Source organism: Neobacillus sp. S1115 (assembly GCF_055385565.1).
The window spans coordinates 3808837-3834680 of sequence record NZ_AP038275.1 but is presented as its reverse complement, the minus strand read 5'-3'; the positions used below and the strand labels follow the sequence as shown (position 1 = coordinate 3834680).

The window sequence follows — 25844 nt, the reverse complement described above, 5'->3', positions numbered from 1 at the left end:
TCGAAGTGCCCTTCATGAAGTACATTGGTTATATAAATCTGATACAATTCTGTTAGATTCGATTGATTATATACGAGGAGATATTACCATGCAAACAATAAACAAAATAGGCCATTCATTTTGGTATATGACACCTGTTTCGGAGACAGATCGACCGATTTTAGGGATGGTCGTGGGAAAAGAAAAAAGATTAATGATTGATGCTGGGAATTCGGAAGCACATGCCCAATTATTTTTAAAAATGCTGGAGGAACAAAATATCGGCCGTCCTGATATGGTTGTGTTATCACATTGGCATTGGGACCATATTTTCGGAATGTCCGCATTAAAGGATAGTGTTTCTATTTCTTCAAAAGCAACAAAAGTAGAAATAGAAAAACTAATGCCTTTAACATGGACGGATGAGGCTTTAGATGAGCGGGTGAAGGAAGGCACAGAAATTGAATTTTGTGCAATCTGCATTAAAAATGAGTTTGCGGATCATAGGAATATACATATCACATTGCCACAAGTCGTTTTTGACAACGAACTCGAAATCGATCTTGGCGGGGTAACTTGTGTATTGAAGCATGTCGGAGGGGACCATGCTTCTGATTCTGTTGTCATCTACATGAAAGAAGAGAAGATATTGTTTTTAGGTGATAGCATTTATCCTGATATATTTTCTCCCAAACGGAACTATACAACCAAACGAACAAAGGAACTGGCGGCAATCCTGGAACAGTTTGATGCAGAGACCTATATCCTTTCCCACTGGAAACCAATATCGCGGAATGAGTTTAACAATGAAATGCAACTTTTAAAGACAATGGCCGATTACACAGAAAAATATAATGGTGATGCAGAACAAATGAAATCGGAATATGCAAGAGAGGTAAACCGAGATTTAAATGAAGACGAATCGGAAACGATCGATTATTTTGTGAATGGGTATGAACTAAAACGATAACTTTCACTCAATCTCGTGGACTCGATTGCTTAAGATTCTCGTAATGATCATTAAACACTTTAAAAAGCCTTTCATCCCCGCCGCGGTCGGGGTGGAGGGCTTTTAGCAGTTTCTTAAATTCTTTTTTCATTTGATGTCTGCTAGAGTCTTGATTTAATCCCAATAACTCACCGTAGTGAAAAGTACTGGGTTCGATGACTTCAATCTGTGTGTTGAGCATTTTTTTTAAGGTGCGTACCTTTGACTGTTCAATATGTATTCGGGTATTTAATATCACTATTTGTTCCGTAAGGCTGCGATTTTCTTGAAGTGACTCTTCTAATTGTGCAGTAAGTTGAGCGGCATGCGTTTGGATGATAAATTCAATTAGATCCTTAACATTGATTTTGTAGGTAGTTGTTCTTCGTTTGGTTATGTCAGCCTTTAATTTGCCTTCCCTAATCCATGTCATTACTTCTTCGTCACTGGCTGCTATGCCAGACGAGGTTAATTGCTCAACCGCTTCTTTTATATTCAGCATCATTTTTCACTCGCTTTTTTTAAAATCTAGCATTCTATATTACAGATAGACTCATCATATCACTGAATTTTTTCAGAAAAAGAACAGGAGTGTGACATTACATTAAAGTCTCTTTACATTGAGACATTTTTAATAAAAAGGATGCTCAAAAGGTACGAACATCCTAAATTTTATGAACAGATGCGTTATTTATGAATAAAAACCTGCGTGCCAATTGGGACTAAAGATGACAATTCTAGAACATCGTGATTAAACATTCTAATACAACCATGGGAGACGTTCTTACCGATAGAAGATGGATTATTGGTTCCATGTATACCGTAATGAGGTCTTGACAATCCCATCCAAAGGACTCCGAATGGTCCGCCGGGATGAGGGTCCTTATTTATAATCGTGTATGTTCCTGTAGGAGTTGGTGTCAATATTTTTCCAACTGCAATGGGGTAAGTTTTTAAAAGCTTATGACGATCAAAGAGTTTTAATTGGTGCTTTGATGTTGATACATCAATCCATTTCGCCATGTGGATCAACTCCAGTTTTTGAATAGTGTATTAAATAAAACAAACAAATGTTCATTAACAAGAATTGGCGGACAGTTATTTTTACTTACGAAACCAACAATCTAGTAATTCTAGACGTATTTTATAAACATTCTTTAAACCAACAGCATAAAATAGGCACTTGATTTAGTGACAGCGACCTAAAAGAAATCATATTTTGTTGAAGAGAGTACACAGCGAATCTGATTTCTGGATATACACAAATATCATCATTCAACTCTCTATACAGGTTTCATCTGATTAAATACAAAGGGGAGGAAAAAATGCAAAATTTTCATAATGAGCTGCAAGGGTTGGCAATCGATCCTTATCAAGCTGGTCAGTTAGTTCCATTCGGTCAACAGATGGAGGATTCACGATTGTGGGGTCGCTGTGGCGGTTTCCGTTGTGGTTTTGGTTGCGGTTTTCGTTGCGGTTTTCGTTGCGGCGGTTTTGGCTGCGGTTTCGGTTGCGGCTTTGGTTGTGGCTTCGGTTGTGGCTTCGGCTTCGGTGGATTTGGCTGTTTTGGCTGTGTTGGTATCGGTTTCGGTTTTATTTAATTGGTGTGGCTTTTGGCAATTACCCAAAAAAATTATTTGTGAAACAAAGTGCCCCTGCACGGACTTGTGCCCCAGGGGCACTTTTTACTGTGTTTATCATATTGGACAAAAAATCGTACATAAACTGATAGTGCGCAAGTAGTAACGATTGGAATAAGGAGGAGCGCCAGTGACAGAACTTACCTCGTCCTCACGTCTAAAAGTCAAAAGGGATACCTTTTTTCTCCCAGATCAAAAGGGGGGTGTCTATTTTAGAAATAACACAAGTTCATTCCGAATGGAAGGCAAAACCATCTACCAGTGGATTGAAAAATTGTTTCCGATGTTCAATGGCGAGAAAACTTTGGAAACTTTGACTCACGGACTGACGCCGCCGTACCGTGACAGGGTATTCGAGATTGGAGAAACGTTGTACAAGAATGGGTTTGTTCGTGATGTCAGCAAAGATATTCCCCATGAGTTAAATCGTCAAGTTCTTGAAAAATATGTTTCACAAATTGAATTCATCGAGAATTTTGTCGATTCAGCTGCTTACAAATTTCAAGAATACCGCCAAGCTAAGGTTTTGGCTGTAGGTTCAGGAACCTTCATGGTTTCTTTGGTTTCTGCTTTACTCGAATCAGGACTGCCCAAATTAAATGTCATGATAACAGATGGGGTTCCAACTAATCGGCTCCGTGTTCACGAGTTGGTGGAGAATGCGAGAAAAATAGATTCTGATGTGGAATTAGCAGAAGTCCCTTACCGTCATGGGGCAGGGATAAATTTTTGGAAAGAAGCCGTTCAGGACTATGATTGGATTCTATATGTCTCTCAGGAGGGAAATTTAAATGAATTAAGGAGTCTAAATCAAGTTTGCAAAGAAGAAAAGAAGGCATTCCTACCAGCCATCTGTTTAGAAAAAGTGGGGCTCTCCGGTCCGTTGACTCATCCGGAATCAGAGGAATGCTTCGAGTCAGCATGGCGAAGAATTCATCAATCTTACCTGCAATCTGGAAAGCAGCCTGAAGAGTATTTTTCCACATCAGGAGCCCTTTTAGCCAATGTCTCTGTTTTTGAATTTTTCAAGAAGGCTACAGGAGTTGCAGGTTCAAATCAGAGTAATCAAATTTACCTGCTTAATCTTGAAACGATGGAAGGAGACTGGCTTTCTTTCATCACCCATCCATTTGTAACGTCTAAACGCAATGCCCCCGAACTGATTGAAAATCTTGAAAATAGACTGAAACTCGAATCGGATAAGGAAGAGCAGGAGGGTATGCTGTTAGAGTATTTCAGTCGATTAACGTCAAAGGAAATAGGGATTTTCCATACCTGGGAGGAACGGGATTTGCCGCAGCTTCCTCTTTCCCAGTGTTATGTTCAGGCTGTTGACCCATTGTCAGAGGGACCTGCGGAGCTGCTTCAGGAAGTGTTATGTTCGGGCCTGACACATGAAGAAGCAAGAAGAAAAGCTGGGTTGAAGGGTATAGAAATGTATGTTTCAAAAATGATAGATTCCGATATATATAGAGTCAAGAATCAGGCAGAGGGAGCACCAGTCGGTTTTATGGGCATCGGTTCAGGGGCAACAATTGCAGAGGCTGTTTGTCGGGGGCTGCAAGCCTATCTGGATGAAGAGTTGGAAAAAAGAAAGAGTGAAGGGCACAACACGGTTTACCGTGTGCCGATTGGAGCCATAGAAGATAAAACATGCAGATTTTATATAAATGCCCTGACTACCTTGAAGGGTTCACCGGCGATTGGTGTAAAGGAGGATGTAGCAGGCTTCCCAGTTGTATGGGTAAAGTCAAACGGCCGTTGGTACACAGGAGCAGGCTTAAATACAACATTGGCATTGCACAATACACTCGAGCACGCACTTTTCGATGCTCAAAACGGGATTAGTTCCGCTGAGAGGCAAGGGAATGATTCGATGATTTATCTGGAAAGAATAGGTTCTAAATTCGAAATTTCCTCATGTGAAGACATGACACAATTGGATCTATTACAATCTGCTATTCAGGTGTTACACAGAAACAATAAACAGCTATTAGTCTATGACCTGTCGATAGAGCCTTTTTTACAACAAGAGCTGGCAGGAGTGTATGGTGTGCAGGTACGAGAGGGGGATTCCAAATGACTGCACAGGTCCTCATTGACGGAGCCGGTTTATTAGCGGAATACGTCTATGATCTTCTGTCTACCAGCTATCTAGTAAGGCGTCAAAGTATTTTGGAAGAGATTCCTAAAGAAACAGAATTAGTCCTGTTGCTAGACGATGCCTGGCATCCAGCCGTTCATCAACAAGCGGAACAGCGATGCAGGACCGCCGGGATTCCTTGGCTGCGAGGTTTCGTTTCCTTTGGTGAGGGGATCATCGGCCCAATGATACGGAGAGAAAAACCGGGATGCTCACTCTGTGCTGACAAACGGCGCTTGATAGCCGGACCCGACCGGCTTGAAATGTGGGGAATTCAGGCGAAATTGACTTCAGGTGAAAGTGTGCTGCGTGATGCCTGGGCTTCCCGAACGGGGCTATCGCAAATGGCCATCTTGATCAAAAACGAGGTTGACAAAGTTCTTCAAGGAGAACCCTCCTCCTTGGACGAAAGAATATTCATTACCAATCTGAGATCGTTAACGACCTCTAGTCACTTTTTCCTGCCTGAACCATTGTGCCCGATTTGCAGTCCAATCCCTGAGGACACACCGGAATTAGCACAAATCAGGTTGGAATCCAGTCCTAAATTAAATGGTGAAGGCTATCGCACTCGTTCAATGGATGAATTGAAAACGGTGCTTGCCGCAGACTATTTGGATGAACGTACTGGAATCATGAATGGAAAAATGGCGGATTTCAGGCTGCCATTTTCTGATATTTTGGTAAACATGCCATTATTTGGTGCGGACGAGGGAGTAGCGGGCCGAACTAATTCCTATGAAATGAGTGAACTGACGGCTATTTTGGAGGGTTTGGAGCGATATTGCGGAATCGAGCCTCAAGGCAAAAGGAAGAAAGTTCGGGATAGTTATAACAATGTAAAGCATATCGCATTAGATCCTGCATCAGTAGGTCTGCATGACCAGGAACAATATGCAAAGCCTAATTTTCCGTTTAAACCGTTTCATCCTGATGCCCCAATGAATTGGGTCTGGGGTTATTCCTTGTTACAAGAACGTCCGATTCTGGTTCCAGAGCTACTTGCCTATTACAGTTTGGGCAATGGGGATGGCTATGTTTATGAAACCTCTAATGGGTGTGCGTTGGGTGGGAGCTTGGAGGAAGCCATTTTCCATGGGATTATGGAAGTCGTCGAGCGGGATTCCTTCTTGTTAACCTGGTATGCCAAGCTGGCCCTTCCTCGGCTTGACCCTCGTTCGGCTGACGATAAAGAAGTAGAGTTGATGGTGGACCGCTTACGTGATGTCGCGGGATATGACGTTTATCTTTACAATTCAACGATGGAACATGAAATCCCCAGCGTTTTTGCTATTGCAAAAAACCGACAATCAAAGGGGGTAAACATCATTTGTGCTGCAGGAGCGAATCCTGATCCTGTCAGAGCTGTAAAAAGTTCGCTTTTTGAGCTCGCAGGAATGATGGTTCGGCATGACAAAATATTGGAGGAAAACCGACAGAAATATGAACAAATGCTGAAGGATCCATATGCAGTCCGTTTGATGCCGGACCATGGCCTGCTCTACGGTCTGAAGGAAGCAGAAAACCGGCTCGACTTTTTATTGGATGACAATCGTCCATTACGAACGTTTGCTGAGGAATTTAAACAGTCTCCTGCGAATACCGATTTGAAGGATGACCTGCAGGATATTCTTCAGCGGTTCCAAGAACTGCACCTCGAGGTTATTGTGGTGGACCAAACAACACCGATCACCAAACGGAATGGATTATACTGTGTAAAGGTATTGATTCCTGGCATGTTGCCGATGACATTCGGACATCACCTGACCCGTGTCAAAGGGCTGGAAAGGGTTCTCCAAGTGCCAGTGAAACTTGGATACGCCAAACAGCCGTTGGCGTATGAACAGCTAAATCCAGATCCGCATCCATTCCCATAATGGAAAGGAAGGAGGTTTACTCTTGAAACTGGAGACATTTCTGCACAATCTTCACTTTGATCCGGAAAAAATCGCTCCGCCAGATTGGCAAGTCGATTGGGACGATGCACCGCTTCCCTATAAACTATACCGCGGACTACCTGAGATTCCATTATCCGGTGAAGTACCGTTAACGCTTGAGCAGCGAGATGCCCATGCAGAGCACGGACTAGAGGAGCTCGGGTCTTTCTTATGGTATGTATACGGTCTAACACATTACGCACAATCCGCTTTCCTTGAAGATCCCGAGGATATAACTACTGTAAGCTATCTTCAGTTATTACGAAAATTTGTTCCTTCTGGCGGGGCATTGTATCCCAATGAATTATATGTATATGCAAAGATTAAGGACGTCCCAACGGGAATTTACCATTACGATGTAGCCCATCACAGCCTTCGCTTGCTCCGAGAAGGAAATTACGATTCCTACTTGTCCAGGAGCCTTGGGAATTGTGATGTTTCTGATTGTTTCTGCACGGTTTTTGTCTCGACGGTTTTTTGGAAAAATTTTTATAAATATAATAATTTTTCCTACCGTCTACAAGGTTTAGATACTGGTGTGGTCATTGGGCAAACATTAGAAGTGGCAGATCGGATGGGATTCTCATCACGCGTATGCTACCAATTTCTTGATCGCTCTATCAATCATTTGCTCGGGCTCTCGGAACAGGACGAAAGTGTCTACGCAGTAATTCCCTTATCTAATTATCCATCAATCCAATGGGATGACAACTTTAATATAGAAGAGGGTGTATATGCCGCTGAATTGTGCAAGGAAGTACCATTGCTTAAAACGGAAACGTATAACCGTTCAAAGAGAGTACTTGATTACCCGATGCTGAGAGAGATGAATGAAGCATCGATGTTTGACTCAACACAGTCATTTGTAAAAATAAAAAGAGATGATCGTGTTCGACAGTCCATTGGTACGGAATTAATCATGCTCCCATATACAGAGCCCTTTTCGTACGACCTTGCATCTGTTTGTAGAGAGAGGCATTCTCCTGATGTTGATTTTATGATGGGGAAAGTCAGTCAAACCCAACTAGCCACCTTGTTGAAAGAGATTTTTTCCAGACCTTACCAGAATGATCTTGACGGCACAGATAGAAAAACGGGGACTCGTGTTTCGTTGTACGGCTTTTTTTATAACGTGGAGGGTGTTTCAGATGGTGCTTACGCCTATGAGAAAGGCGCACATGCACTGAGTAGAATAGCAAACGGAGATTTCCGTGAGATATTGCAAAATGGTTTAACCATGCCCAACGTCAATCTGTTTCAGGTTCCGCTCTGCTTGCATTTGGTTGGAGACAAGGAGCATCTAAAAGAGGAACTGGGATATAGAGGATACAGAATTCAACAGATGGAAGCAGGGATACTCTTGCAACGGCTGCTGTTGATCTCATGTGCCTTGGGCATGGGGGGGCACCCTTTATTAGGTTTTGATACGAAACAATGTGATGAACTTTATCGAGCCGAAGTGAAACAAATAACGAGCCTCATCCAAATCCCTGTGGGGCCCTATCGTCCCCGTGCCTGGTTGAAAGGAAGTTTGAAGAGCTAGATATAGTTTAATAGCAAAAATAAGGCTGGCCCCGGTCCAAGATTAGTATAATGGACTAGGGCCATTTATATTTATTAACGTAAACTAATAGGTCTAAGAATGCCTGCCGAGTTTCAAAGATTTGTCCTTCTGTACATTTGCTGAAATCAAAATGTAAATATTCTGTCACTATAATATCGTTGAGGTTATGAATTGATAAGTTTACACTTTAATTACTATTTGAGGAGTGATTAAAGTGAAAACAGTTTCAGTAAATGAGTTAAAGTTTAAGAAAAATTTAACGATGATTGAGCAATTTTCAATCCAAGATTTCCTATTTAAATATGTTAGACAAACCACAGAAGAAATTGCTGATATACTAAAACTTGAGTACTCAGAGAATGTCTTTGCTAAGATGGAGGCAAAGCTGGAACCAGTACTACTTATTAATGGGGTTGAACAATTCAGATATGTGACAATAACTGAAGATAATCAAATTGTAATTGGTGTTTTAGATTCCAATAAAGAGTTAAAGCATAGAATCATTTTTCTAGATGAAGTTTAATTGCTAGCCATATATGGGGAAGTATAAACAACTGTTCTACCTACATAACAAATCTTTTAATATAGTAATCTATTTTTAGACTTTTTTGAGAACATCTCATAAAACTTCAACGAAAAATAGGCTCTTTATTTAGTGACAGCAACCTATAAGGAATCATAAATTGTTGAAGAGAGTACACGGCGTGTAATGTTTTATCTTACACATTCATCTCTCTATTCAGGTTTACCTGATGAAATACAAGGGGGAGGAAAAAATGCATAATCTTCAATTTGATCTCCAAGGGTTGGGAATCGATCCTTATCAAACTGGTGAGTTAGTTGTGATGGATCCACAGAGCCTGGATCCGCGCCTGCATGGCGGCATGCGTTGTGGTGGCGGCATGCGTTGTGGTGGCGGAATGCATTGTGGCGGTGGCATGCATTGCGGCGGTGGCATGCGTTGCGGGGGCTTTAGATGTGGAGGTTTCCGTTGCGGCGGTTTCCGTTGTGGTGGGTTTGGATGTGTTGGTTTTAGTTGTGTCGGTATTGGTTTAGCGGTTGGCGGATGTGGAGGTTGTGGCAGCTGCTATGGCGGCTATTATGATGGATACTATAATGGCTACTATTAACATAACTGTTTCAGAGTTGTTGTTATATTAACTATTCAAGTAACCAGCAGGTTAGCTAAATAAGCATATAAATAAAGGGACAGTACCTGTTTTTCGTACTGTCCCTTTCCGTTGAATTTGTATAAATTTTCTGCGCGAAGCTTAATTTGCTTCGCTTTTTTGTTTTTCCAGTGAGAGGTAGCTATTAGAATTTCATTATATATTTTTAGACTCCAGTTGATTTATTGAAAAAAGGGTACAAGTCTAAAGCCTGTCTTATTCGTTTTTCATAGGATAAAGTACAACAACACAAGAGGGACAGATGGTAGGGGGGGACATCAGCGGAACGATTGTAGAGGAAGGTATGTGGTCTCAGGATACTTCCTGAGAAATCACAAAATGAAGGGAGAAAAAATATGGTCCATTTAACCGTTTGGATCACCATTGTGACTTTTTTGGTCACCCTAGGACTTATTCTTTGGCGGCCAAAAGGCATCAATGAAGCGATACCTGCCGCAATCGGTGCGGTTATTGTTGTCCTTAGTGGAAGTGTTTCATTATCAGATCTGGGGATCATTTCAGAAACCATAAGTGGTGCTGCCATTACGATCATGGCAACGATTGTCATGGCGATTGTATTAGAAAGTTTCGGGTTCTTTAGCTGGATGGCTGAAAAGCTTGCAGAAAAAGCAAAGGGGTCAGGGATACGGTTATTCTGGTACGTCAATCTCCTCTGCTTCCTTATGACACTTTTCTTCAATAACGATGGAAGTATTTTAATCACAACCCCAATCCTAGTCATGCTGTTAAACAATATGGGCTTAAAAAACAAGCAAAAAATTCCATACTTGCTATCTGGTGCTTTAATTGCGACTGCTTCGAGTGCCCCAATTGGAGTAAGTAACATTGTCAATTTAATTGCGCTTAAAATCGTTCATATGGATTTGTGGCTGCATACAGCGATGATGTTTGTACCTGCAACACTTGGGTTGCTGCTGCTGACATGGTTCTTGTTCCTTCGCTTTAAGAAAATCTTACCGAAAACCGTTCCTACGAATGTTTCAGGGCTGACAAGTTCCTCTTATCATCCCCTCAAACCAGTGAAAGGCATTGAACATCCTTCAGAAAAAGCTCGTTCAAGATTTATGCGAAATGTTCTTTTGTTCGTGTTTGCTGTCCGTTGCAGCCTGTTTGTTGCTTCGTTTTTGGGTATTCCCGTTTCCCTCATGGCTGTAATCGGCTCGCTTATTCTTTTAGCTTGGAGATGGGCATACTTAAAAATCTCCCCAGCCGATATGCTGAAGAAAACGCCGTGGTATATTATCGTTTTCGCCTTTTGTATGTATACCATCATTTACGGTCTCAATAACATCGGATTGACAGACTGGTTGATTGGTTTCATGGAACCAATCGTTTCTGGAAGCTTGCTCCACGCGAGTGTCATGATGGGCGTGCTCCTATCCGTTCTCTCCAATATTTTTAATAATCACCCAGCCCTCATGGTTGGAACACTTACCTTAACCCATATGGACCTTAGTTTGCTCGAATTGAAAATTGCCTACTTGGCGAACGTAATTGGCAGCGATATGGGCTCGTTGCTGCTTCCAATGGGAACCCTTGCTACGTTGATGTGGATGCATATTGTAAGGAAAGGAAAAGTAATGATCAGTTGGTGGGAGTATATCAAAATCACGGTCGTCGTCATACCACCCGCAACTCTGTTTACCCTAGTCGTCTTATATTATTGGGTTTCTTGGCTGTTTGGCGGTGCTCTTTCGCATTAAGATATTTTAGTGAAAAAGGAGAATGAAGATGCCAATCGATTTTGATGATTTAATAGGAAAGAAAATTGACGTTGAACTTTCAGGAGGAAATTTTCACAAAGGTATTCTGTTAGATAGCGGATTAGACATCATCGTCTTGTACGATAGCAAAAACCATCGTTTCATTTATATTCCATTCATTCATGTACAAAGATTAAAAGAAACTGAATTAGAAGAAGAAGATCTTACGAATACTCCACCGGCAGAAAAACCAATTGAAACGGATGCCATTTCTTTTCGAAAGGCATTAACTGTTGCTAAAGGATTGTTCTTGAATGTTTATGTCACGGGGAATAAATCCATTCATGGCTACCTAACTAGCATTATGAACGACTATTTCGTATTTCACTCACCTGTATATAAAACAATGTGTATCTCAATGAATCATGTGAAATGGCTCATTCCCTATCCGCCAAATACAACGCCATATTCCTTAAAAAGTGAAAATCTGCCCCTTATGCCAAAGTCTACTCCTTTAGCAAGGTCGTTTGATGAGCAGTTGAAAAAATTTGAAAATCAACTTGTGATTATTGATGGAGGAGACCATCCTGAAAAAATCGGCGTACTCCAAAAGATTCAAAATAATAAAATTGCTTTAATCACAGCCGAAGGGGAACGGATTTATCGGAATGTGGAGCATATTAAAACAGTACAATTACCTTAACAACGATGTGAAAACTTGAGAGATTGATATAACAACATGAAAGAAAGGCAGAGTGATGTCATGTTTAGTCAAAATATACAAAATAAATAATCCATCCTGTTGGCAGACGAGGATGGATTATTGAATCACCGTTAACACTATATTTGACCGTGTCGTTTTTGTCACGGTCTTTTTTTTCTGGTGTCCTTACCTATGGTTATGATATGTTATTGACTTTAATTTTGTTCAGGCTAAAAAAATTTTTGTCAGTTCATCTTTCTTAAAATAAATTTCTTGGAATGGTACTTAAAAATGGATTTAATGATCATTAGATATTTTTCCTATTAAAGGGAAATCTAATTTTTAGTGGTAAATAACAGGAGGTATAAAAGTGGATAAAATCACTCATCATGTTGATCTAACCTCAGCAGAATTAGCCAATCTCTGGACTCAATACATAAATGATTCTTTGTCAATTTGTATACTTCAACATTCTATTGAGAAGGCGAAAGACCAAGATATTAGAGACATTCTTGAATTTGCCCGCAGCCTAGCGGAATCCCATCTCGTTAAAATTACAGGTTTTCTTAATCAAGAAAAATTTCCGATTCCCAAGGGATTTTCACTAGAACAAGATGTCAATCTTAATGCCCCGCCATTATTTACGGATACCTTCATGTTAGTTTATATGCATGTTATGACATTACTCGGATTAACTGGCTATGCTGGTGCAGTCGCTACCTCGCAACGAGATGACCAAATAGACTACTTTATTCAATGTAATACGGAAACCATGCAATTATATAAGCGAATAGCAAAGCTATTGTTAAGTAAAGGGATTTATAGTAAACCCCCTGGGATAAATATTCCAAATGAAATTGATTTTGTAAATAATCAGAGTTATCTAACGGGATGGTTTGGGAAAAAACGACCTTTAAATGCTGTGGAAATTAGTGGTCTATGCTTTAATATGATAAAGGTTAGTATGAAAGTTGTAATAGAAATGGGCTTTGGGCAAGTCTGCCAATCAAAAGAAGTTCAACAATATTTCCAAAAAGGTAAAAGTATTTGTGAAAAACAATTTAGTGCTCTTAATTCGTTCCTAACGAAATCTAATTTGTCGTCACCTAATTCATGGGTTTCTGAAGTAACAAATTCAACTGTTTCACCATTTTCAGATAAATTGATGTTAAATCATGTTGTTATATTGGTTTCCTCAGCAGTTGGTTATTTTGGCGCAGGACTTTCTGTTTCGCAAAGAAGAGATCTAGGTGTTGAATACGCTAAAATGATAGCAGAAATGGGGCTATATGCTGAAGATGGGGCACAACTATTAATTAAGAACGGTTGGTTAGAACAACCGCCAATGGCTGATGACCGTGAGAAATTAGCAAAGGAATAGAACAAGTAACGAATAGGAATGAAGCCTTGTGTTGAAGTATAACACTCCCAGGAATTTAAAAAGCGGTCAATTCTTTTATCCAAATAAAAGGCACCCGAATCACTCATTCGGGTGCCTTTTGTCTACAATTCTCCTAGGCCTTTTTTAATGGTGCTGCATAGGGACAGCTTTCACCTGTTTGGCTGATTTAAGCTTTAGCATTGGGAGCAACGCTAATGCGCCGATAAGGAATAGAGAGGATGCCAGTAGATACATAACAATAAGCGGATATTCTGCTTTTAATAGACCTACTAAGCTCATGTTTAACACCATTCCACCCATAAATAGAGGGTTTAAGATTCCATTGACTCGACCTACAAAAGATTCTTCAGCGTTTGTTAAAATCAATGTATTACACGCAATATGGATAGGTGGACCCATAATTCCGAATACGAATTGAGCGAGTAAGGCTGCCCAAACAAGATTAACAGCCCCCAATACCGCAACAGATACGGCACTCGAAATAAATCCGATCAAAAGCATCTTTTGCGGTGTGATCTTTTTGGAGAGCGCCATTGCTCCAACCCCGCCAAGGATCATTCCTGCACCATTTAAAGCGGTAAACCATTGCAGGTTTTGTGCCGATAATCCTAGATTCTCAGTGACCAAGAATATTCCCAGTGGGTTGACAAGGCCTAGCCCCATACCGGCGGCAAGGAAAAATCCCCCCATATAAAGGAAAAGCTTATTTGAAAATACATAACGCAAACCCATCTTCATCTCCGCTGACACATTTGTTGTCGATACCGTTTCTACCTTTTGATCAGCAGGCAAGAACGCAAGAACAAGAGCGGATAATAGAAAACAAATGCCCATGATAGCGATCGATACAAAGATGCCAAATTGGAAGTAGATCAGCGTCCCAATGATGGGTCCCAATACCGTAAAGATAGACTGCATCGTTTGGTTCATGGACATCCCAAGCTGCATTAAGGATTCAGGAACATGAAGCTTAAACAATTTCATACCAGATGGCTGTGAAAACTGTGACAAAACAGATGAAACGAGGGTGGCGAAGAAGATTGCCTTCCAGCCGCCAAAAACGAGTGCCAGTAATACTGCGAATATGGACAGTGCACTTAGCAGATCACATAAAACCATGGTGCGTTTGGGTCTCCACCGGTCGGCAAAGGTCCCGCCGATAAAAGAGAATAAGAAGATTGGCCCGAATTCAGCTACGGAGATCATCGAAATTGCGAATGGATCCTTATTGGTTTGTTCGGTTACAAACATTAAGATGGCAAAGTTTCGGACCCAGATGCCTAACTGTAAAAACAGTCCTGATAATAATATCGATTGAACAAAGCGATTGGCAAACAACGATTTCATCGTTGGTGCCTGGATTTGTGGTTGACTTGACATAATTACAACACCCTTTCAATTTTTTTTGGAAAGCGAAAATTCAGCTTGGGATTCTTAAGGCAACTGCTTAAGAATCGGCTTCGTCTGCTTTGAAACTATCTTACGCCAGTTTGAAGTAGCTAAAACCGCAAACATACCGCATGAATACCGCAATATTAGGCGGAAGTATCCGCAAATATATCGGTGGGAATCGCAAATAAAAGGAGTAGATTCGCAAATAAACAGTGAGTTTTCGCAAATAACTTGATGGGGCAGCTCCTTCTTATTTAGATCCGCAAATATATCGGGGGGAATCGCAAATAAAAGGAGGAGATTCGCAATTAAACAGTGAGTTTTCGCAAATAACTTGTAGGGGCAGGTACTTCTTGTTTAGACCCGCGAATAAATCTGGGGGAATCGCAAATAAAAGGAGTAGATTCGCAAATAAACAGTGAGTTTTCGCAAATAACTTGATGAGGCAGCTCCTTCTTGTTTAGAACCGCAAATATATCGGGGGGAATCGCAAATAAAAGGAGTAGATTCGCAAATAAACAGTGAGTTTTCGCAAATAACTTGATGAGGCAGCTTCTTCTTGTTTAGAACCGCAAATATATTGGGGGGAATCGCAAATAAAAGGAGTAGATTCGCAATTAAACAGTGAGTTTTCGCAAATAAATTGATGGGGCAGGTCCTTCTTATTTAGATCCGCAAATATATCGGTAGAATTCGCAAATAAAAGGAGGTGAATCGCAAATAAACGGTGAGTATTCGCAAATAAGTTGATGGGGCAGCTCCTTCTTGTTTAGAACCGCAAATATATCGGGGGGAATCGCAAATAAAAGGAGGAGATTCGCAAATAAACAGTGAGTTTTCGCAAATAACTTGATGAGGCAGTTCTTTCTTGTTTAGATCCGCAAATATATAGGGGGGAATCGCAAATAAAGTCGTAGATTCGCAAATAAACAGTGAGTTTTCGCAAATAACTTGATGAGGCAGCTCCTTCTTGTTTAGAACCGCAAAAATATTGGGGGGGATTCTCAAATAAAAGGAGGAGAATCGCAAATAAACAGTGAGTTTTCGCAAATAACTTGTAGAGGCAAGTCCTTCTTGTTTATAACCGCAAATATATCGGTGGGATTCCCAAATAAAAGGAGGAGAATCGCAAATATTTTGGAAAATTCCGCAAGTAAATTTCAAAACCTAAATTAGTAGTTTTTAGTTTAACTTCAAATACTTCAAATAAGGATCTTCCCAGAAAAAAAGACACAATTATTTAACAATATTCGATAAATTTCAGCAGGATTTTAAATATTGGGGAAGAATTTATTTTTCGAAAATAGAAAGGAGGAGTTATTTTGATACTGAAAGTAAGAGTAGTTCCGCTTATTATACTCATCTTGGAGGCTATTTTGAGGCGGCTCCCGAAAAGTCACCCTAGATATCCAATGATTGAGGACGAACATCGAAGGAGAGTGATTGGCTACAAAGGCGAAGAGTCGCTCGATTTCTACTATCGATCCCTTCCAGAACAGAAATACTTTATACTCCACGATTTAAACCTGCCTGATGGCCCGTACAACTGCCAAATTGATACACTCCTAATTAGTTCAGATTCCATTATTGCTGTAGGTTCGAAAAATATAGGCGGAAACCTAACTTTTGATACTGAAAACAAACAGTTTATTCAAGAGTGGCATGGAGAAATTAAAGGATATCCTAATCCAATAGCCCAAGAAGAACGGCATCAGGAGTACTTACAAAAACTGCTGGCAGCGCACAACTTCCCTCCGGTTCCGGTTGATTATGTGGTCGTCCTAAGTAATCCGTATGCAACATATGTTGTTACTGGCCAAGAATCGGGAAAGATGAAAAAGCGTGTTTGCAAGGCAGATGCATTCCTTAATAGAATTAAAATGTTTGAAGGTTATTATAAAACTCCTGTCCTTGACGCAAAGGAAATGCGAAGATTATCCCGGCTCCTCATTAAAATGAATACCCCTCCGACAAACTTCATGTTAGAAAAGTTCGGAATTGAGAAATCAGACTTAATGCCTGGGGTTCTGTGTCCTACCTCTCATCATCCTCTTATTCGCAAAAAGCATAAATGGTATTGTCCCGCCTGCCAAACTTATTCCAAGGATGCTCATATTCATATGTTAATGGACTATTTTTTGCTGTATGATCTGAAAATCACAAACAAGCAGTTCCGAGAATTTGCTCGTTTGGATTGCATACATATCGCCGGAAGAATCCTGCGTTCATTAAATCTTATTTCTTCCGGTTCGAAAAAAACACGGACGTATTCACCCGCTAGTTTTCCTTGGGATCCTAAAAAGGAAATTAAAAATATGAGCAAAAAAGAGAGAAGCGGAAATTAATATCAGATGGCTCTCTCAATAAAAATTTTAGGAGCTCATTTTTCTGATTTGGGTTCGCAAATAAATAGTGGGTTTTCGCAAATATTTCGTTATAGATCGAAAATAAATTTAGGGAGTTCCTTCTTCTCTTTTAGGTTCGCAAATAAATAGTGGGATATCGCATATATATTTCCCGGTTTCGCAAATAAACCTCTAATTTTCGCAAAATAGTGTTGATCCCCCGCAAAAGTGAAACTAGTTGATTTATTTAGAAGTTTAGATTTACATAAAAGGGAGAGATAGTTAAAATTTGGGTTTCAAAGGCCCTACAAATTTTTGCGGGAGTGGGGCTCATTTTTGCGCGTTGTAACTTCTTCTTCTGACGTAAGATGATTTCATACCAACGGAATGGGAATTTATATAAATACAAGGGGGTCTTGTTTATGAATTACGATGCGGTCGTTGTTGGTGGCGGGCAGGCTGGTTTATCAATGGGATATTACTTGAAGCAATCGGGGTTTTCGTTTTTGATCCTTGATAATCAAAGCAGGGCAGGCGATGTTTGGCGAAAGCGATATGATTCTCTCATTTTGTTTACACCGAGATTTTATAGCTCGTTACCTGGTTTGCCTTTACCAGGTGATCCGAAGGGGTTTCCAACAAAAGATGAAATTGCGGATTATCTCGATCAATACGTTCAAGCATTTGATTTGCCAATAAAGTTCAATACTCAGGTACAAAAGGTACGAAAAGAAAAGGATATTTTTGTCATATCCACAAACGATTTAAAGATAAAAACAAAAAGAATCGTCATCGCCACAGGTCCATTCCACACACCAAGTATTCCATCCTTTGCGAAAGAACTCTCAAGAGAAATAACTCAGCTTCATTCTTCAGAATATAAAAACCCAACTCAGCTGCAAGATGGTCCTGTATTAGTGGTAGGAGGCGGTAATTCGGGTGCCCAAATCGCAGTTGAGTTATCGGAGAGTCACGAAACATACTTATCTGTTAGCCAAAAAATTCGTTTCATGCCTTTAAATGTTGCTTCAAAAAGCATTTTCTGGTGGTTTGATAAATTGGGGTTATTAAAGGCAGATCGTCACTCTTTCATCGGTAAAAAAATCCAAAGCCAAGGTGACCCCATTTTCGGTTACGAGCTGAGGGAGAAGATAAAGAATCATAGTGTCATAGTAAAGAGGAGAACTAAGTCTATTCAAAAAAATGAGATTCAATTTGAGGACCTTACTTCCATCTCAGTAAAAAATATTATTTGGGCTACTGGCTTTACTCCGAACTATTCATGGATCGAAACCCCCAATCTTCTGGATTCTAACGGAAACATAAAGCATGAAAGAGGGGTAACAGAAATTGACGGACTCTATTTTCTTGGTTTGCCCTGGCAGCACCGCAGGGGCTCGGCCCTGCTATTAGGGGTTGGTGAAGATGCGGAATACCTTTATAAATGCATGACAAAGACTAATAAATCTGAATTCGCCATCTGGAGTTTTTTTTGCCTAGGCAATATTTGCGGGAAACTGAAAAATGTTTGCGCGAGTTTACGTTTTTTTTGCGGTTTTTAAAGAATAGTTGAATTTTATGATAGGAATGTATCATTTAATAAGTATTATTTTTGGGAGGATTATGATGAAAAAACAATGGAATGTAGGTATATTGCTATTTGAGGATGTAGATGTGCTAGATTATGCTGGACCGTTTGAAGTTTTTTCTCTTGCCGTATTTGAAGATGACAAAGTTTCCAAAATGTTAACAGAAGGCTTAGCCATTGAAGAAAAACCATTTATTGTTAAAACGATTTCACAGACAGGGGGAATCATTTCTTCTCATAATGGCCTTAAGGTCCAACCTGATTATGGCTTTCAGAGCAATGAGTTTAAAATAGATATTTTAATTGTTCCTGGCGGGCCGCTATATGCCATCCATAAATGTGTTGAAAATAAAGAGTTAATCAAGTGGATTTCGGATTTCTACGAATCAGGCGGGATCGTTGCCTCTGTTTGCTCAGGTGCAATCATTTTGGCTGAATCAGGTGCTCTATCTGGAAAAAAAGCAACCACCCACTTTCTTGCTTTAGATTACTTAAAATCGAATTATCCAGATATTACGGTTGTTTCAAAGGTGCGTTATGTCGATCAGGGAAATATTCTTACCTCTGCAGGTGTATCTGCTGGTATCGACATGTCACTGTATCTTGTTGGAAAATTAATGGGTGAAACGGCGGCAGAAAGGACGGCGGCTACAGAAGAATACCCGTATGACTGGAGAATCAAGGCAGATATTGAAATTTAACCTATATCAACAAATCTAAAGGGGGTGCCAAAATTGCATCCCCTCCCTTTATTCGTATAAAACAGACAAGATTAAAATGAAAAAAGTATGTACTGGAACGAACATTAATGTATCCAATTCTTAGTTCATCGTGTAAAATGGAATTTATAGGAAAAATTATCCATAGGCGGTGAAAGTTTGGAAAATAAGACCTATAGGAACTGGGAATTTGAAACGATTGCAAAGCATACACTCGATATCCTTTTGATTGTTGACCAACATCAAATCGTACAATTTGCTACACCTTCTGTCGAAACAATTTTAGGTTATGGTCCAGACGAGTTCGTAGGGAGAAATGCATTTGATCCTCTCTCTCCGGAAGATCGGGATCGACTAATGGCATCACATAAAGAAGTGATCGCGACAGGTGAACCAAGGGTGGACGAATATCGCGTATTTCATAAAAACGGCGAATTAAAATATTTTGAATCGCGGGTCATGCCGGTTCAAAACCATCCCGACAATCTTATCGTTGTGTCCATTCGGGATGTTACATTGAGAAAAAGAATGGAATCAGAGCTTGAGCGAAGAAAGAACCGATATCAAGAACTGCAAAATTGTTTAAAAAACTACTCACAGGACCTATCTGGAGTTATGAAGGTGTCGGAGCTTAAAAGCAGACTAATACACGAGCTTAACACAATAATACCGGATTCTGAACCGCAAATGGTGATATATGATCGGGAATCGAAAGCGATGGAAGGGGAGTACCCAGTAAGTCTGGCGGCTGTTTTGACAAATTTAACGGTTGGAAAACTTAAGGTTGAAAACGAGCAGATTTATATTTTAATAGGTGACCGAAAGGAAATGGCTTATATTCTCACCATTAAATCCTCTTCCATCAAAGAGTCAATGGATTTGATTTGGCTGGAGACATTGGTTCATTACACCGTAATGGTTTTTGAAAGTTTGAATGTAATTGAGAGTCTGATGAGTCAATTGGAAACAGCCCTTCAAAAAAGTGAAAAACCACAGTGGATTTTAAGATTATTGTTTAACTTATCGGAAAAACAAAGAATGGAATTATCAAGCGATTTACATGATACCGTCCTGCAGGATCAAATGGCTTTATATCGAAACTTGGAATCCATTTTAAAGGAATACCAATTTGATAGTGAAGTAGACCGGCAGTTAAAGGGAATTGTGCAAGGCCTGTTGGACACGATTCATCAAATTCGAATGACTTGTAATGAGCTGCGACCGCCGCTTCTAAGGGAAGCGGGCCTTATTAGCGCTTTAGAAAATTTATTTGATTATACTCAAGTATCTTCAACCTTTAAAATCAAGTTTACAGTCGAGAATACGGATAGCCTTGTAATAAATGAAGAAGAAACCATTGGCATTTACCGTATTGTTCAAGAGTTGCTTAACAATGCCGCTAAACACTCCCAAGCTAGTAATCTGCATTTTCATCTAAGCAGAACGGAAGAGTGTATTCATCTTCACTATTTGGATGATGGCGTCGGCTTTGCTGCTGAAAAGTTGACTCCGTCCTTTAAAAGTATGGGACTTTCCGGTATGCGGGAACGAATTCAAAGCCTCAACGGAACTATAGATTTTGCCTCGCAGCCTGGCAAGGGCCTAAGTGTTAAGATGCAAATACCACTAAGTGTTTAATGTATGGACACTTTGAGGATTAACTTTTATAGTATTTTCCTTCATAAATTTATAGAAAAAGCGGATGAGCCTAGTAAGGGAGAGGTTCATCCACTTTTTTTCTTTAGCCGGATTGTTAAAACAAGGTTGGGGAATACTGGAATTAAATTATTTTGTTAGGTGAGTATTAAATGACACTATTGATTAGCAAGGAAGAAATAAAAAATTCTGATCAGTTTTTTCAAAGAATTCATCAAGTCCAAGTGGATTATGTAAACTATTAGATTGAACATACATTATGGCAATGGGAATTTTGGCTTTCAGCAGCCTTATCCATCATTCCTTGGCTTGTCTGGATCAAACTGCGAAAGCGTGGAAGTGAAGCAAGATTACTTCTAGCCGGAAGTTTTGGCTTCAGTGTAGCTTCTTGGTTAGATTTTTTGGGACTTGTTTTTGGATCCTGGCATTATTCTGGAAGAGTATTGCCTACGATTCCAACGTTTTTACCTTGGGATTTTACCTTAATTCCTGTAACTCTTATGCTTTGGCTGCAATTTAAGCCAAGTCTAAACCCCTTTATTAAAGCTGTTATCTATTCCGCATTGACCTCTTTTATAGGTGAACCTTTTTTTGAATGGCTTGGATTTTATACGACTATAAAATGGAGTGTTTTTTATTCTCTTCCCATTTACATTATCATCTATTTAATTGCTTATCGAATTAGTATAACTAAAAAATTTGATCCTTTATAATACATAGTTTCCATAGGCAATTTGTTATTTCATTTTCAAAAGGGCATAATACCACTGATAGGTGGTGAATCCATTTTTTATGTGGTTCTTAATCATTTCCTCTGTAATGTTTAGTGTCTATTCTATTTTTATGCCAAAGAAGTTAACCCGCATTGAAATCTTTTCCACTATCTTCTTTGCGATGACTTTACAAGATAATGTAGATATTTATCTTGATGGTAAATATGACTTGTATGGATATTTTACTAAGGGGATTCAATGGAAAACATTAATAGCAATTATTGGAATATACCCAGCCGTAACCACCATTTTTCTAAATTATTATCCATTTAAAAAACAATGGCCAAACAAATTAGTATACATTTTCGTTTGTAGTGGATTTGCTGTACTTTACGAGTACGCTGCAGTTAAATCTGGTTATTTTTATCATAATGGCTGGACTTATATATACTCTGCTTTATCATATCCAATTCTGTTCTATATCCTAGTTATTGTTTTAAAAATTGTTCGAAAGCTAGTTAGAGAATCAATCTAATTTTAAAGAATGCAAAAAAACAGCCTGTATCCAAATCAATGATACAGGCTTAATCTATTGTCCATAGAACTTTAAGGTCCATCTTCTTTAAATTTTAAATTCCATCCCGTTTTCTATATAGATTGTGTTTTGTAATCCGGTGTGGTTTATCAGATATTCAAATATGTTTTTTGCAGTGCTTCTGATTATCACACTCAAACCTATGGTGTCGAACACGCGTGCATAGCAGCGGATTATCAACGTATTATTTTCTGTTAACAGATGAAAATAGACGGTTTCCTTCTGTTTTTTCGAAAAACAGTGGATAAATAAATACTCATCTGTTGGTTCTATTCCTTTTATCAAAAGGTCTTTTTGAACGATTCGTTTTATTTCCTCCATTTGCTTCTCTGAAAAATATATTCTCATTCCTGGTTCACCATCTTATTTTTGATTGGATTCCATCCCTTTTCATTATACGAAAGTACGAGTTCAACTGTCACCATGCGCAATCTTTCCTAAGTAGTTGCTCTGCTCATTTTCCGAAAAATTCCTTGCAGGGATTCATCAAAATCCTGCGGGGTGACCCAGAAACATTGCGGTTTTACCAAGCGGCAACTCCTATACAATGATAATGTCAAATGATTATTCCAAAAGGAGAGATGGAAAATGGATCGGATTACATTAGCAGTAAAAGGGATGTCCTGCCAGCATTGTGTAAAGTCAATTGAGGGAAGCGTCGGGAAACTCGAGGGTGTCAATAAAGTAATAGTTAATTTAAAGGAAGCCAATGTGGCGGTCGTGTTCGATTTGGATCAAGTAAGTCCCGAACAAATTAAGGAATGCATTGAAAGCCGCGGATACGAAGTCTGCCATTAAAAAAGTCCTACTACTTTATGAGGTCTCTGTTAAACGAGGTGAAAAAAATGTAGGGAAGGGACGAAACTATGGGCATGAAAGAAGCAAATTTGCAGATAATCGGGATGACTTGTGCGGCCTGTGCGGCAAGAATCGAAAAAGGTTTAACAAGAACGGATGGGGTTATCGAGGCAGCTGTAAACCTCGCCTTAGAAAAATCCACCATCAAGTACGATCCGGAAAAAGCAGGCGTAGAAGCCTTGGAAAACAAAATCAGAGAGATTGGCTACGATGTTGTGACGGAAAAAACAGAATTCCTGATTACGGGAATGACCTGTGCAGCCTGCGCGGCAAGGATAGAAAAAGGTTTAAATAAGATAGATGGGGTATCCAAGGCAGTAGTGAATCTGGCAATGGAAACAGCCACAGTGGAATATCATCCTTCGATGGTTCAAGGCCATGACCTCATTCAAAAGGTTGAAACGCTGGGCTATGGAGCTGAAATGAAACAAAAGGCGGGAGCAGGCAAGGCTAATCCAAGAGAGCTGGAGCTGCAGCAACAAAAAGGCAAGTTCCTGTTCGCCATGCTGCTGTCGTTTCCAATGGCCCTGGTCATGTTCGCCAATATGGCGAAAGTTCCGGATACATTAGGCATTCAGGCTTTCTTTATGAATCCATGGGTGCAGCTGATTTTGGCTGCACCTGTACAATTACTGATTGGCCTTCAGTTTTATCGGGGTGCATATAAAGCATTGCGGAGCGGCAGTGCTAATATGGATGTTTTGGTGGCGCTGGGAACCTCAGCGGCCTTTTTCTACAGTTTATATGTGTTGATGGAGTCTTATGGAAAAGGCGTCGCGATGCTGGAGGTCTATTTTGAGACCAGTGCCATTTTAATTGCTCTTATTATTTTAGGAAAGATTTTTGAATCAAGCGCAAAAGGACGCACCTCTGAAGCCATCAAAAAGCTGATACAATTACAATCGAAGCTGGCGGTTGTGGAAAGAAACGGCCAAGAGCTGGAGGTTCCGCTAGAAGAGGTAGTGGTAGGGGACATTTTATTAATTAAGCCTGGTGAGAAGGTTCCAGTGGATGGAGAGATTATCGAAGGCAGAACCGCTTTGGATGAATCGATGTTAACCGGTGAAAGTGTTCCGGTAGATAAAACGATCGGGAACATGGTGATTGGCGCAACTATCAATAAAAACGGCTTCATCAAAGTTCGTGCCACTAAAGTGGGCAAAGACACGGCTCTTGCACAAATTATCAAAATTGTTGAAAGTGCCCAGGGCTCTAAGGCTCCAATTCAGCGCTTGGCTGATCAAATATCTGGAATCTTCGTTCCGATTGTAATCGGGATTGCTATCCTAACTTTTCTGATTTGGTATTTCTGGGTGACACCAGGCGACTTTTCCGGCTCCCTTGAAAAATTAATTGCCGTACTTGTGATTGCCTGCCCTTGTTCATTGGGGTTGGCCACCCCAACGTCGATTATGGCTGGATCGGGTCGTGCGGCTGAATTTGGCATTCTTTTCAAAGGCGGCGAACATCTGGAAAGAGCTAGCCGACTAACCACGATTGTTTTGGATAAAACAGGAACCATTACAAATGGTCAGCCAGTTCTCACCGATATTATTGTGGATGGAAAAGTTAGCGAAGAGGAATTTTTATCGGTGGTCGCGGCTGCCGAGAAACAGTCGGAACATCCGTTGGCACAAGCGATTGTTCATGGGATTCAAGAAAAAGGAATTTTAATAGAGGATTGCACTGATTTTGAAGCTATACCGGGGTATGGTGTTAAAGCAAATATTGAAGGAAGAGCAGTTTTAATTGGAACCCGCCGTCTTTTAGCAGAGCATCACGTTTCTTTTGAGAAAGCTTTAGCAAAAATGGAGAACTTGGAACATCAGGGTAAGACCGCGATGCTGGCTGCGTTTGATGGAGAATATGTTGGAATTGTTGCAGTCGCAGATACGATTAAGACAACATCGAAAAAAGCAGTGAAACGCCTGATAGACCTAGGATTAGAAGTGATCATGATTACGGGGGACAATAAAGAGTCGGCACATGCGATTGCTAAACAGGCAGGAATTGACCGCGTTCTCGCTGAGGTACTACCTGAAGGAAAGGCTGAACAAGTGAAGAAGCTTCAGGACCAAGGGAAAATCGTGGCCATGGTTGGGGACGGAATCAATGATGCACCCGCTTTGGCAGTTGCCGATATTGGCATGGCGATCGGAACTGGTACGGATGTGGCGATGGAGGCGGCGGATATTACCCTGATGCGTGGGGATTTAAATAGTATTGCAGATGCCATTCATATGAGCAAAAAGACGATGCAAAACATTAAGCAAAACTTATTCTGGGCGTTTGCCTACAATACGGTCGGCATTCCTGTCGCTGCACTCGGTTTTCTCGCCCCATGGCTGGCGGGTGCGGCTATGGCATTTAGCTCTGTATCCGTGGTATTAAATGCCCTTAGGTTACAAAACGAACAGTTGAATACCGTGGAGGCCGCATTTTCTCCAAAAAGATGGCTGATACCGGCTTTGCTGTTACTAGTGGTACTGTTTGGTGGTTATTTTATCTATAACAATTTATTAGAGGATGCAGGAATACAGAAGTTAGTGGATGTGATATTGCGGTGAAATTTCTTCAATTGCTATTTGGAGCTTGCGAATGGTCCCGGAAAAAAGGATCCGCAAGCTTATTTTTTTCTGACAGTTGCTATTTTTCTAGCGGAAGCTAACAAAAACTTTGCGGGGTGATTCGATTGATTTGCGGTTTGAAGTTAGCCATTTAGCAGTATG

Annotated in this window: 21 protein-coding genes and 1 pseudogene; 18 read left to right on the top strand and 4 right to left on the bottom strand. The window is 40.2% G+C overall.

Features of this window, described 5'->3' with window-relative positions:
* Positions 1–88 precede the first annotated feature (88 nt).
* Entirely contained in the window at positions 89–949 is an 861-nt protein-coding gene (locus ACZ5B7_RS18465) for an MBL fold metallo-hydrolase (protein ID WP_464490496.1), read from the top strand.
* A gap of 7 nt (positions 950–956) precedes the next feature.
* Here ACZ5B7_RS18465 and ACZ5B7_RS18460 read toward each other — a convergent pair whose 3' ends face one another.
* Positions 957–1472 carry a DnaJ domain-containing protein gene (locus tag ACZ5B7_RS18460; RefSeq protein ID WP_464490495.1) on the bottom strand — a complete coding sequence of 172 codons (516 nt, stop codon included), beginning with the start codon at positions 1470–1472 and terminating at the stop codon, positions 957–959.
* Positions 1473–1654: 182 nt separating this feature from the next.
* Positions 1655–1990 carry a L,D-transpeptidase gene (locus ACZ5B7_RS18455; RefSeq protein ID WP_213119178.1) on the bottom strand — a complete coding sequence of 112 codons (336 nt, stop codon included), beginning with the start codon at positions 1988–1990 and terminating at the stop codon, positions 1655–1657.
* 302 nt (positions 1991–2292) lie between these two features.
* On the opposite strand from ACZ5B7_RS18455, the gene ACZ5B7_RS18450 reads away from it, so the two are divergent.
* The 9 genes from ACZ5B7_RS18450 (at position 2293) to ACZ5B7_RS18410 (ending at position 13228) form a co-directional block, all read left to right on the top strand.
* The gene (locus tag ACZ5B7_RS18450) at positions 2293–2568 is read left to right on the top strand and encodes a heterocycloanthracin/sonorensin family bacteriocin (RefSeq protein WP_423798392.1); all 276 of its coding nucleotides are present in this window, start codon (positions 2293–2295) and stop codon (positions 2566–2568) included.
* 169 nt (positions 2569–2737) lie between these two features.
* A complete protein-coding gene (locus tag ACZ5B7_RS18445) occupies positions 2738–4690 on the top strand; it encodes a putative thiazole-containing bacteriocin maturation protein (protein ID WP_464490494.1) in 1953 nt (650 codons plus the stop codon).
* Positions 4687–6627 carry a TOMM precursor leader peptide-binding protein gene (locus tag ACZ5B7_RS18440; RefSeq protein ID WP_464490493.1) on the top strand — a complete coding sequence of 647 codons (1941 nt, stop codon included), beginning with the start codon at positions 4687–4689 and terminating at the stop codon, positions 6625–6627. The genes ACZ5B7_RS18445 and ACZ5B7_RS18440 overlap by 4 nt, the downstream gene beginning before the upstream one ends.
* Before the next feature lie 22 nt (positions 6628–6649).
* Positions 6650–8230 (top strand): SagB family peptide dehydrogenase, encoded by a 1581-nt coding sequence (locus ACZ5B7_RS18435; protein WP_464490492.1) that lies wholly within the window; start codon positions 6650–6652, stop codon positions 8228–8230.
* A gap of 235 nt (positions 8231–8465) precedes the next feature.
* Positions 8466–8774, top strand: a complete 309-nt coding sequence (locus tag ACZ5B7_RS18430) for a hypothetical protein (RefSeq protein WP_464490491.1) — start codon at positions 8466–8468, stop codon at positions 8772–8774.
* 253 nt (positions 8775–9027) lie between these two features.
* The gene (locus ACZ5B7_RS18425) at positions 9028–9381 is read left to right on the top strand and encodes a heterocycloanthracin/sonorensin family bacteriocin (RefSeq protein WP_464490490.1); all 354 of its coding nucleotides are present in this window, start codon (positions 9028–9030) and stop codon (positions 9379–9381) included.
* Between the two features lie 395 nt (positions 9382–9776).
* Positions 9777–11144 carry an arsenic transporter gene (locus ACZ5B7_RS18420; protein WP_464490489.1) on the top strand — a complete coding sequence of 456 codons (1368 nt, stop codon included), beginning with the start codon at positions 9777–9779 and terminating at the stop codon, positions 11142–11144.
* 28 nt (positions 11145–11172) lie between these two features.
* Positions 11173–11847, top strand: coding sequence for a DUF2642 domain-containing protein (locus tag ACZ5B7_RS18415; protein ID WP_464490488.1), 675 nt, complete (start codon positions 11173–11175; stop codon positions 11845–11847).
* 370 nt (positions 11848–12217) lie between these two features.
* Positions 12218–13228, top strand: a complete 1011-nt coding sequence (locus ACZ5B7_RS18410) for a DUF3231 family protein (RefSeq protein WP_464490487.1) — start codon at positions 12218–12220, stop codon at positions 13226–13228.
* Positions 13229–13372: 144 nt separating this feature from the next.
* Here ACZ5B7_RS18410 and ACZ5B7_RS18405 read toward each other — a convergent pair whose 3' ends face one another.
* Positions 13373–14629, bottom strand: a complete 1257-nt coding sequence (locus ACZ5B7_RS18405; protein ID WP_464490486.1) for an MFS transporter — start codon at positions 14627–14629, stop codon at positions 13373–13375.
* Between the two features lie 1334 nt (positions 14630–15963).
* On the opposite strand from ACZ5B7_RS18405, the gene ACZ5B7_RS18400 reads away from it, so the two are divergent.
* The 6 genes and pseudogenes from ACZ5B7_RS18400 (at position 15964) to ACZ5B7_RS18375 (ending at position 22197) form a co-directional block, all read left to right on the top strand.
* Positions 15964–16986 carry a nuclease-related domain-containing protein gene (locus ACZ5B7_RS18400; protein ID WP_464490485.1) on the top strand — a complete coding sequence of 341 codons (1023 nt, stop codon included), beginning with the start codon at positions 15964–15966 and terminating at the stop codon, positions 16984–16986.
* A 422-nt stretch (positions 16987–17408) separates the two neighbouring features.
* Positions 17409–18425 (top strand): annotated as a pseudogene (locus ACZ5B7_RS18395) (flavin-containing monooxygenase); the annotation flags it as partial.
* Between the two features lie 184 nt (positions 18426–18609).
* Complete coding sequence (locus ACZ5B7_RS18390) at positions 18610–19275, top strand: DJ-1/PfpI family protein (protein WP_464490484.1); 666 nt, start codon at positions 18610–18612, stop codon at positions 19273–19275.
* Positions 19276–19452: 177 nt separating this feature from the next.
* A complete protein-coding gene (locus tag ACZ5B7_RS18385; RefSeq protein WP_464490483.1) occupies positions 19453–20931 on the top strand; it encodes a PAS domain-containing sensor histidine kinase in 1479 nt (492 codons plus the stop codon).
* A 263-nt stretch (positions 20932–21194) separates the two neighbouring features.
* Positions 21195–21662, top strand: coding sequence for a CBO0543 family protein (locus ACZ5B7_RS18380; RefSeq protein ID WP_464494524.1), 468 nt, complete (start codon positions 21195–21197; stop codon positions 21660–21662).
* A 79-nt stretch (positions 21663–21741) separates the two neighbouring features.
* Positions 21742–22197 carry a CBO0543 family protein gene (locus ACZ5B7_RS18375; RefSeq protein WP_464490482.1) on the top strand — a complete coding sequence of 152 codons (456 nt, stop codon included), beginning with the start codon at positions 21742–21744 and terminating at the stop codon, positions 22195–22197.
* Positions 22198–22284: 87 nt separating this feature from the next.
* Here the strand turns inward: ACZ5B7_RS18375 and ACZ5B7_RS18370 are convergent, their stop codons facing one another.
* Entirely contained in the window at positions 22285–22605 is a 321-nt protein-coding gene (locus ACZ5B7_RS18370; protein ID WP_464490481.1) for a hypothetical protein, read from the bottom strand.
* Positions 22606–22845: 240 nt separating this feature from the next.
* Between ACZ5B7_RS18370 and copZ the strand changes: the two genes are divergently transcribed.
* Together copZ and ACZ5B7_RS18360 are read left to right on the top strand one after the other, a co-directional pair.
* Positions 22846–23055, top strand: coding sequence for a copper chaperone CopZ (copZ, locus tag ACZ5B7_RS18365; protein WP_464490480.1), 210 nt, complete (start codon positions 22846–22848; stop codon positions 23053–23055).
* 68 nt (positions 23056–23123) lie between these two features.
* Complete coding sequence (locus ACZ5B7_RS18360) at positions 23124–25682, top strand: heavy metal translocating P-type ATPase (RefSeq protein WP_464490479.1); 2559 nt, start codon at positions 23124–23126, stop codon at positions 25680–25682.
* Positions 25683–25844: the final 162 nt, after the last annotated feature.

Coding starts and splice junctions, on each gene's coding strand:
- ACZ5B7_RS18465 (WP_464490496.1), top strand. CDS start 89: ATGCAAACAATAAACAAAATAGGCCATTCATTTTGGTATATGACACCT.
- ACZ5B7_RS18420 (WP_464490489.1), top strand. CDS start 9,777: ATGGTCCATTTAACCGTTTGGATCACCATTGTGACTTTTTTGGTCACC.
- ACZ5B7_RS18390 (WP_464490484.1), top strand. CDS start 18,610: ATGATGAAAAAACAATGGAATGTAGGTATATTGCTATTTGAGGATGTA.
- ACZ5B7_RS18370 (WP_464490481.1), bottom strand. CDS start 22,605: ATGAGAATATATTTTTCAGAGAAGCAAATGGAGGAAATAAAACGAATC.
- ACZ5B7_RS18460 (WP_464490495.1), bottom strand. CDS start 1,472: ATGATGCTGAATATAAAAGAAGCGGTTGAGCAATTAACCTCGTCTGGC.
- ACZ5B7_RS18375 (WP_464490482.1), top strand. CDS start 21,742: ATGTGGTTCTTAATCATTTCCTCTGTAATGTTTAGTGTCTATTCTATT.
- ACZ5B7_RS18440 (WP_464490493.1), top strand. CDS start 4,687: ATGACTGCACAGGTCCTCATTGACGGAGCCGGTTTATTAGCGGAATAC.
- ACZ5B7_RS18405 (WP_464490486.1), bottom strand. CDS start 14,629: ATGTCAAGTCAACCACAAATCCAGGCACCAACGATGAAATCGTTGTTT.
- ACZ5B7_RS18455 (WP_213119178.1), bottom strand. CDS start 1,990: ATGGCGAAATGGATTGATGTATCAACATCAAAGCACCAATTAAAACTC.
- copZ (WP_464490480.1), top strand. CDS start 22,846: ATGGATCGGATTACATTAGCAGTAAAAGGGATGTCCTGCCAGCATTGT.
- ACZ5B7_RS18450 (WP_423798392.1), top strand. CDS start 2,293: ATGCAAAATTTTCATAATGAGCTGCAAGGGTTGGCAATCGATCCTTAT.
- ACZ5B7_RS18415 (WP_464490488.1), top strand. CDS start 11,173: ATGCCAATCGATTTTGATGATTTAATAGGAAAGAAAATTGACGTTGAA.
- ACZ5B7_RS18425 (WP_464490490.1), top strand. CDS start 9,028: ATGCATAATCTTCAATTTGATCTCCAAGGGTTGGGAATCGATCCTTAT.
- ACZ5B7_RS18360 (WP_464490479.1), top strand. CDS start 23,124: ATGGGCATGAAAGAAGCAAATTTGCAGATAATCGGGATGACTTGTGCG.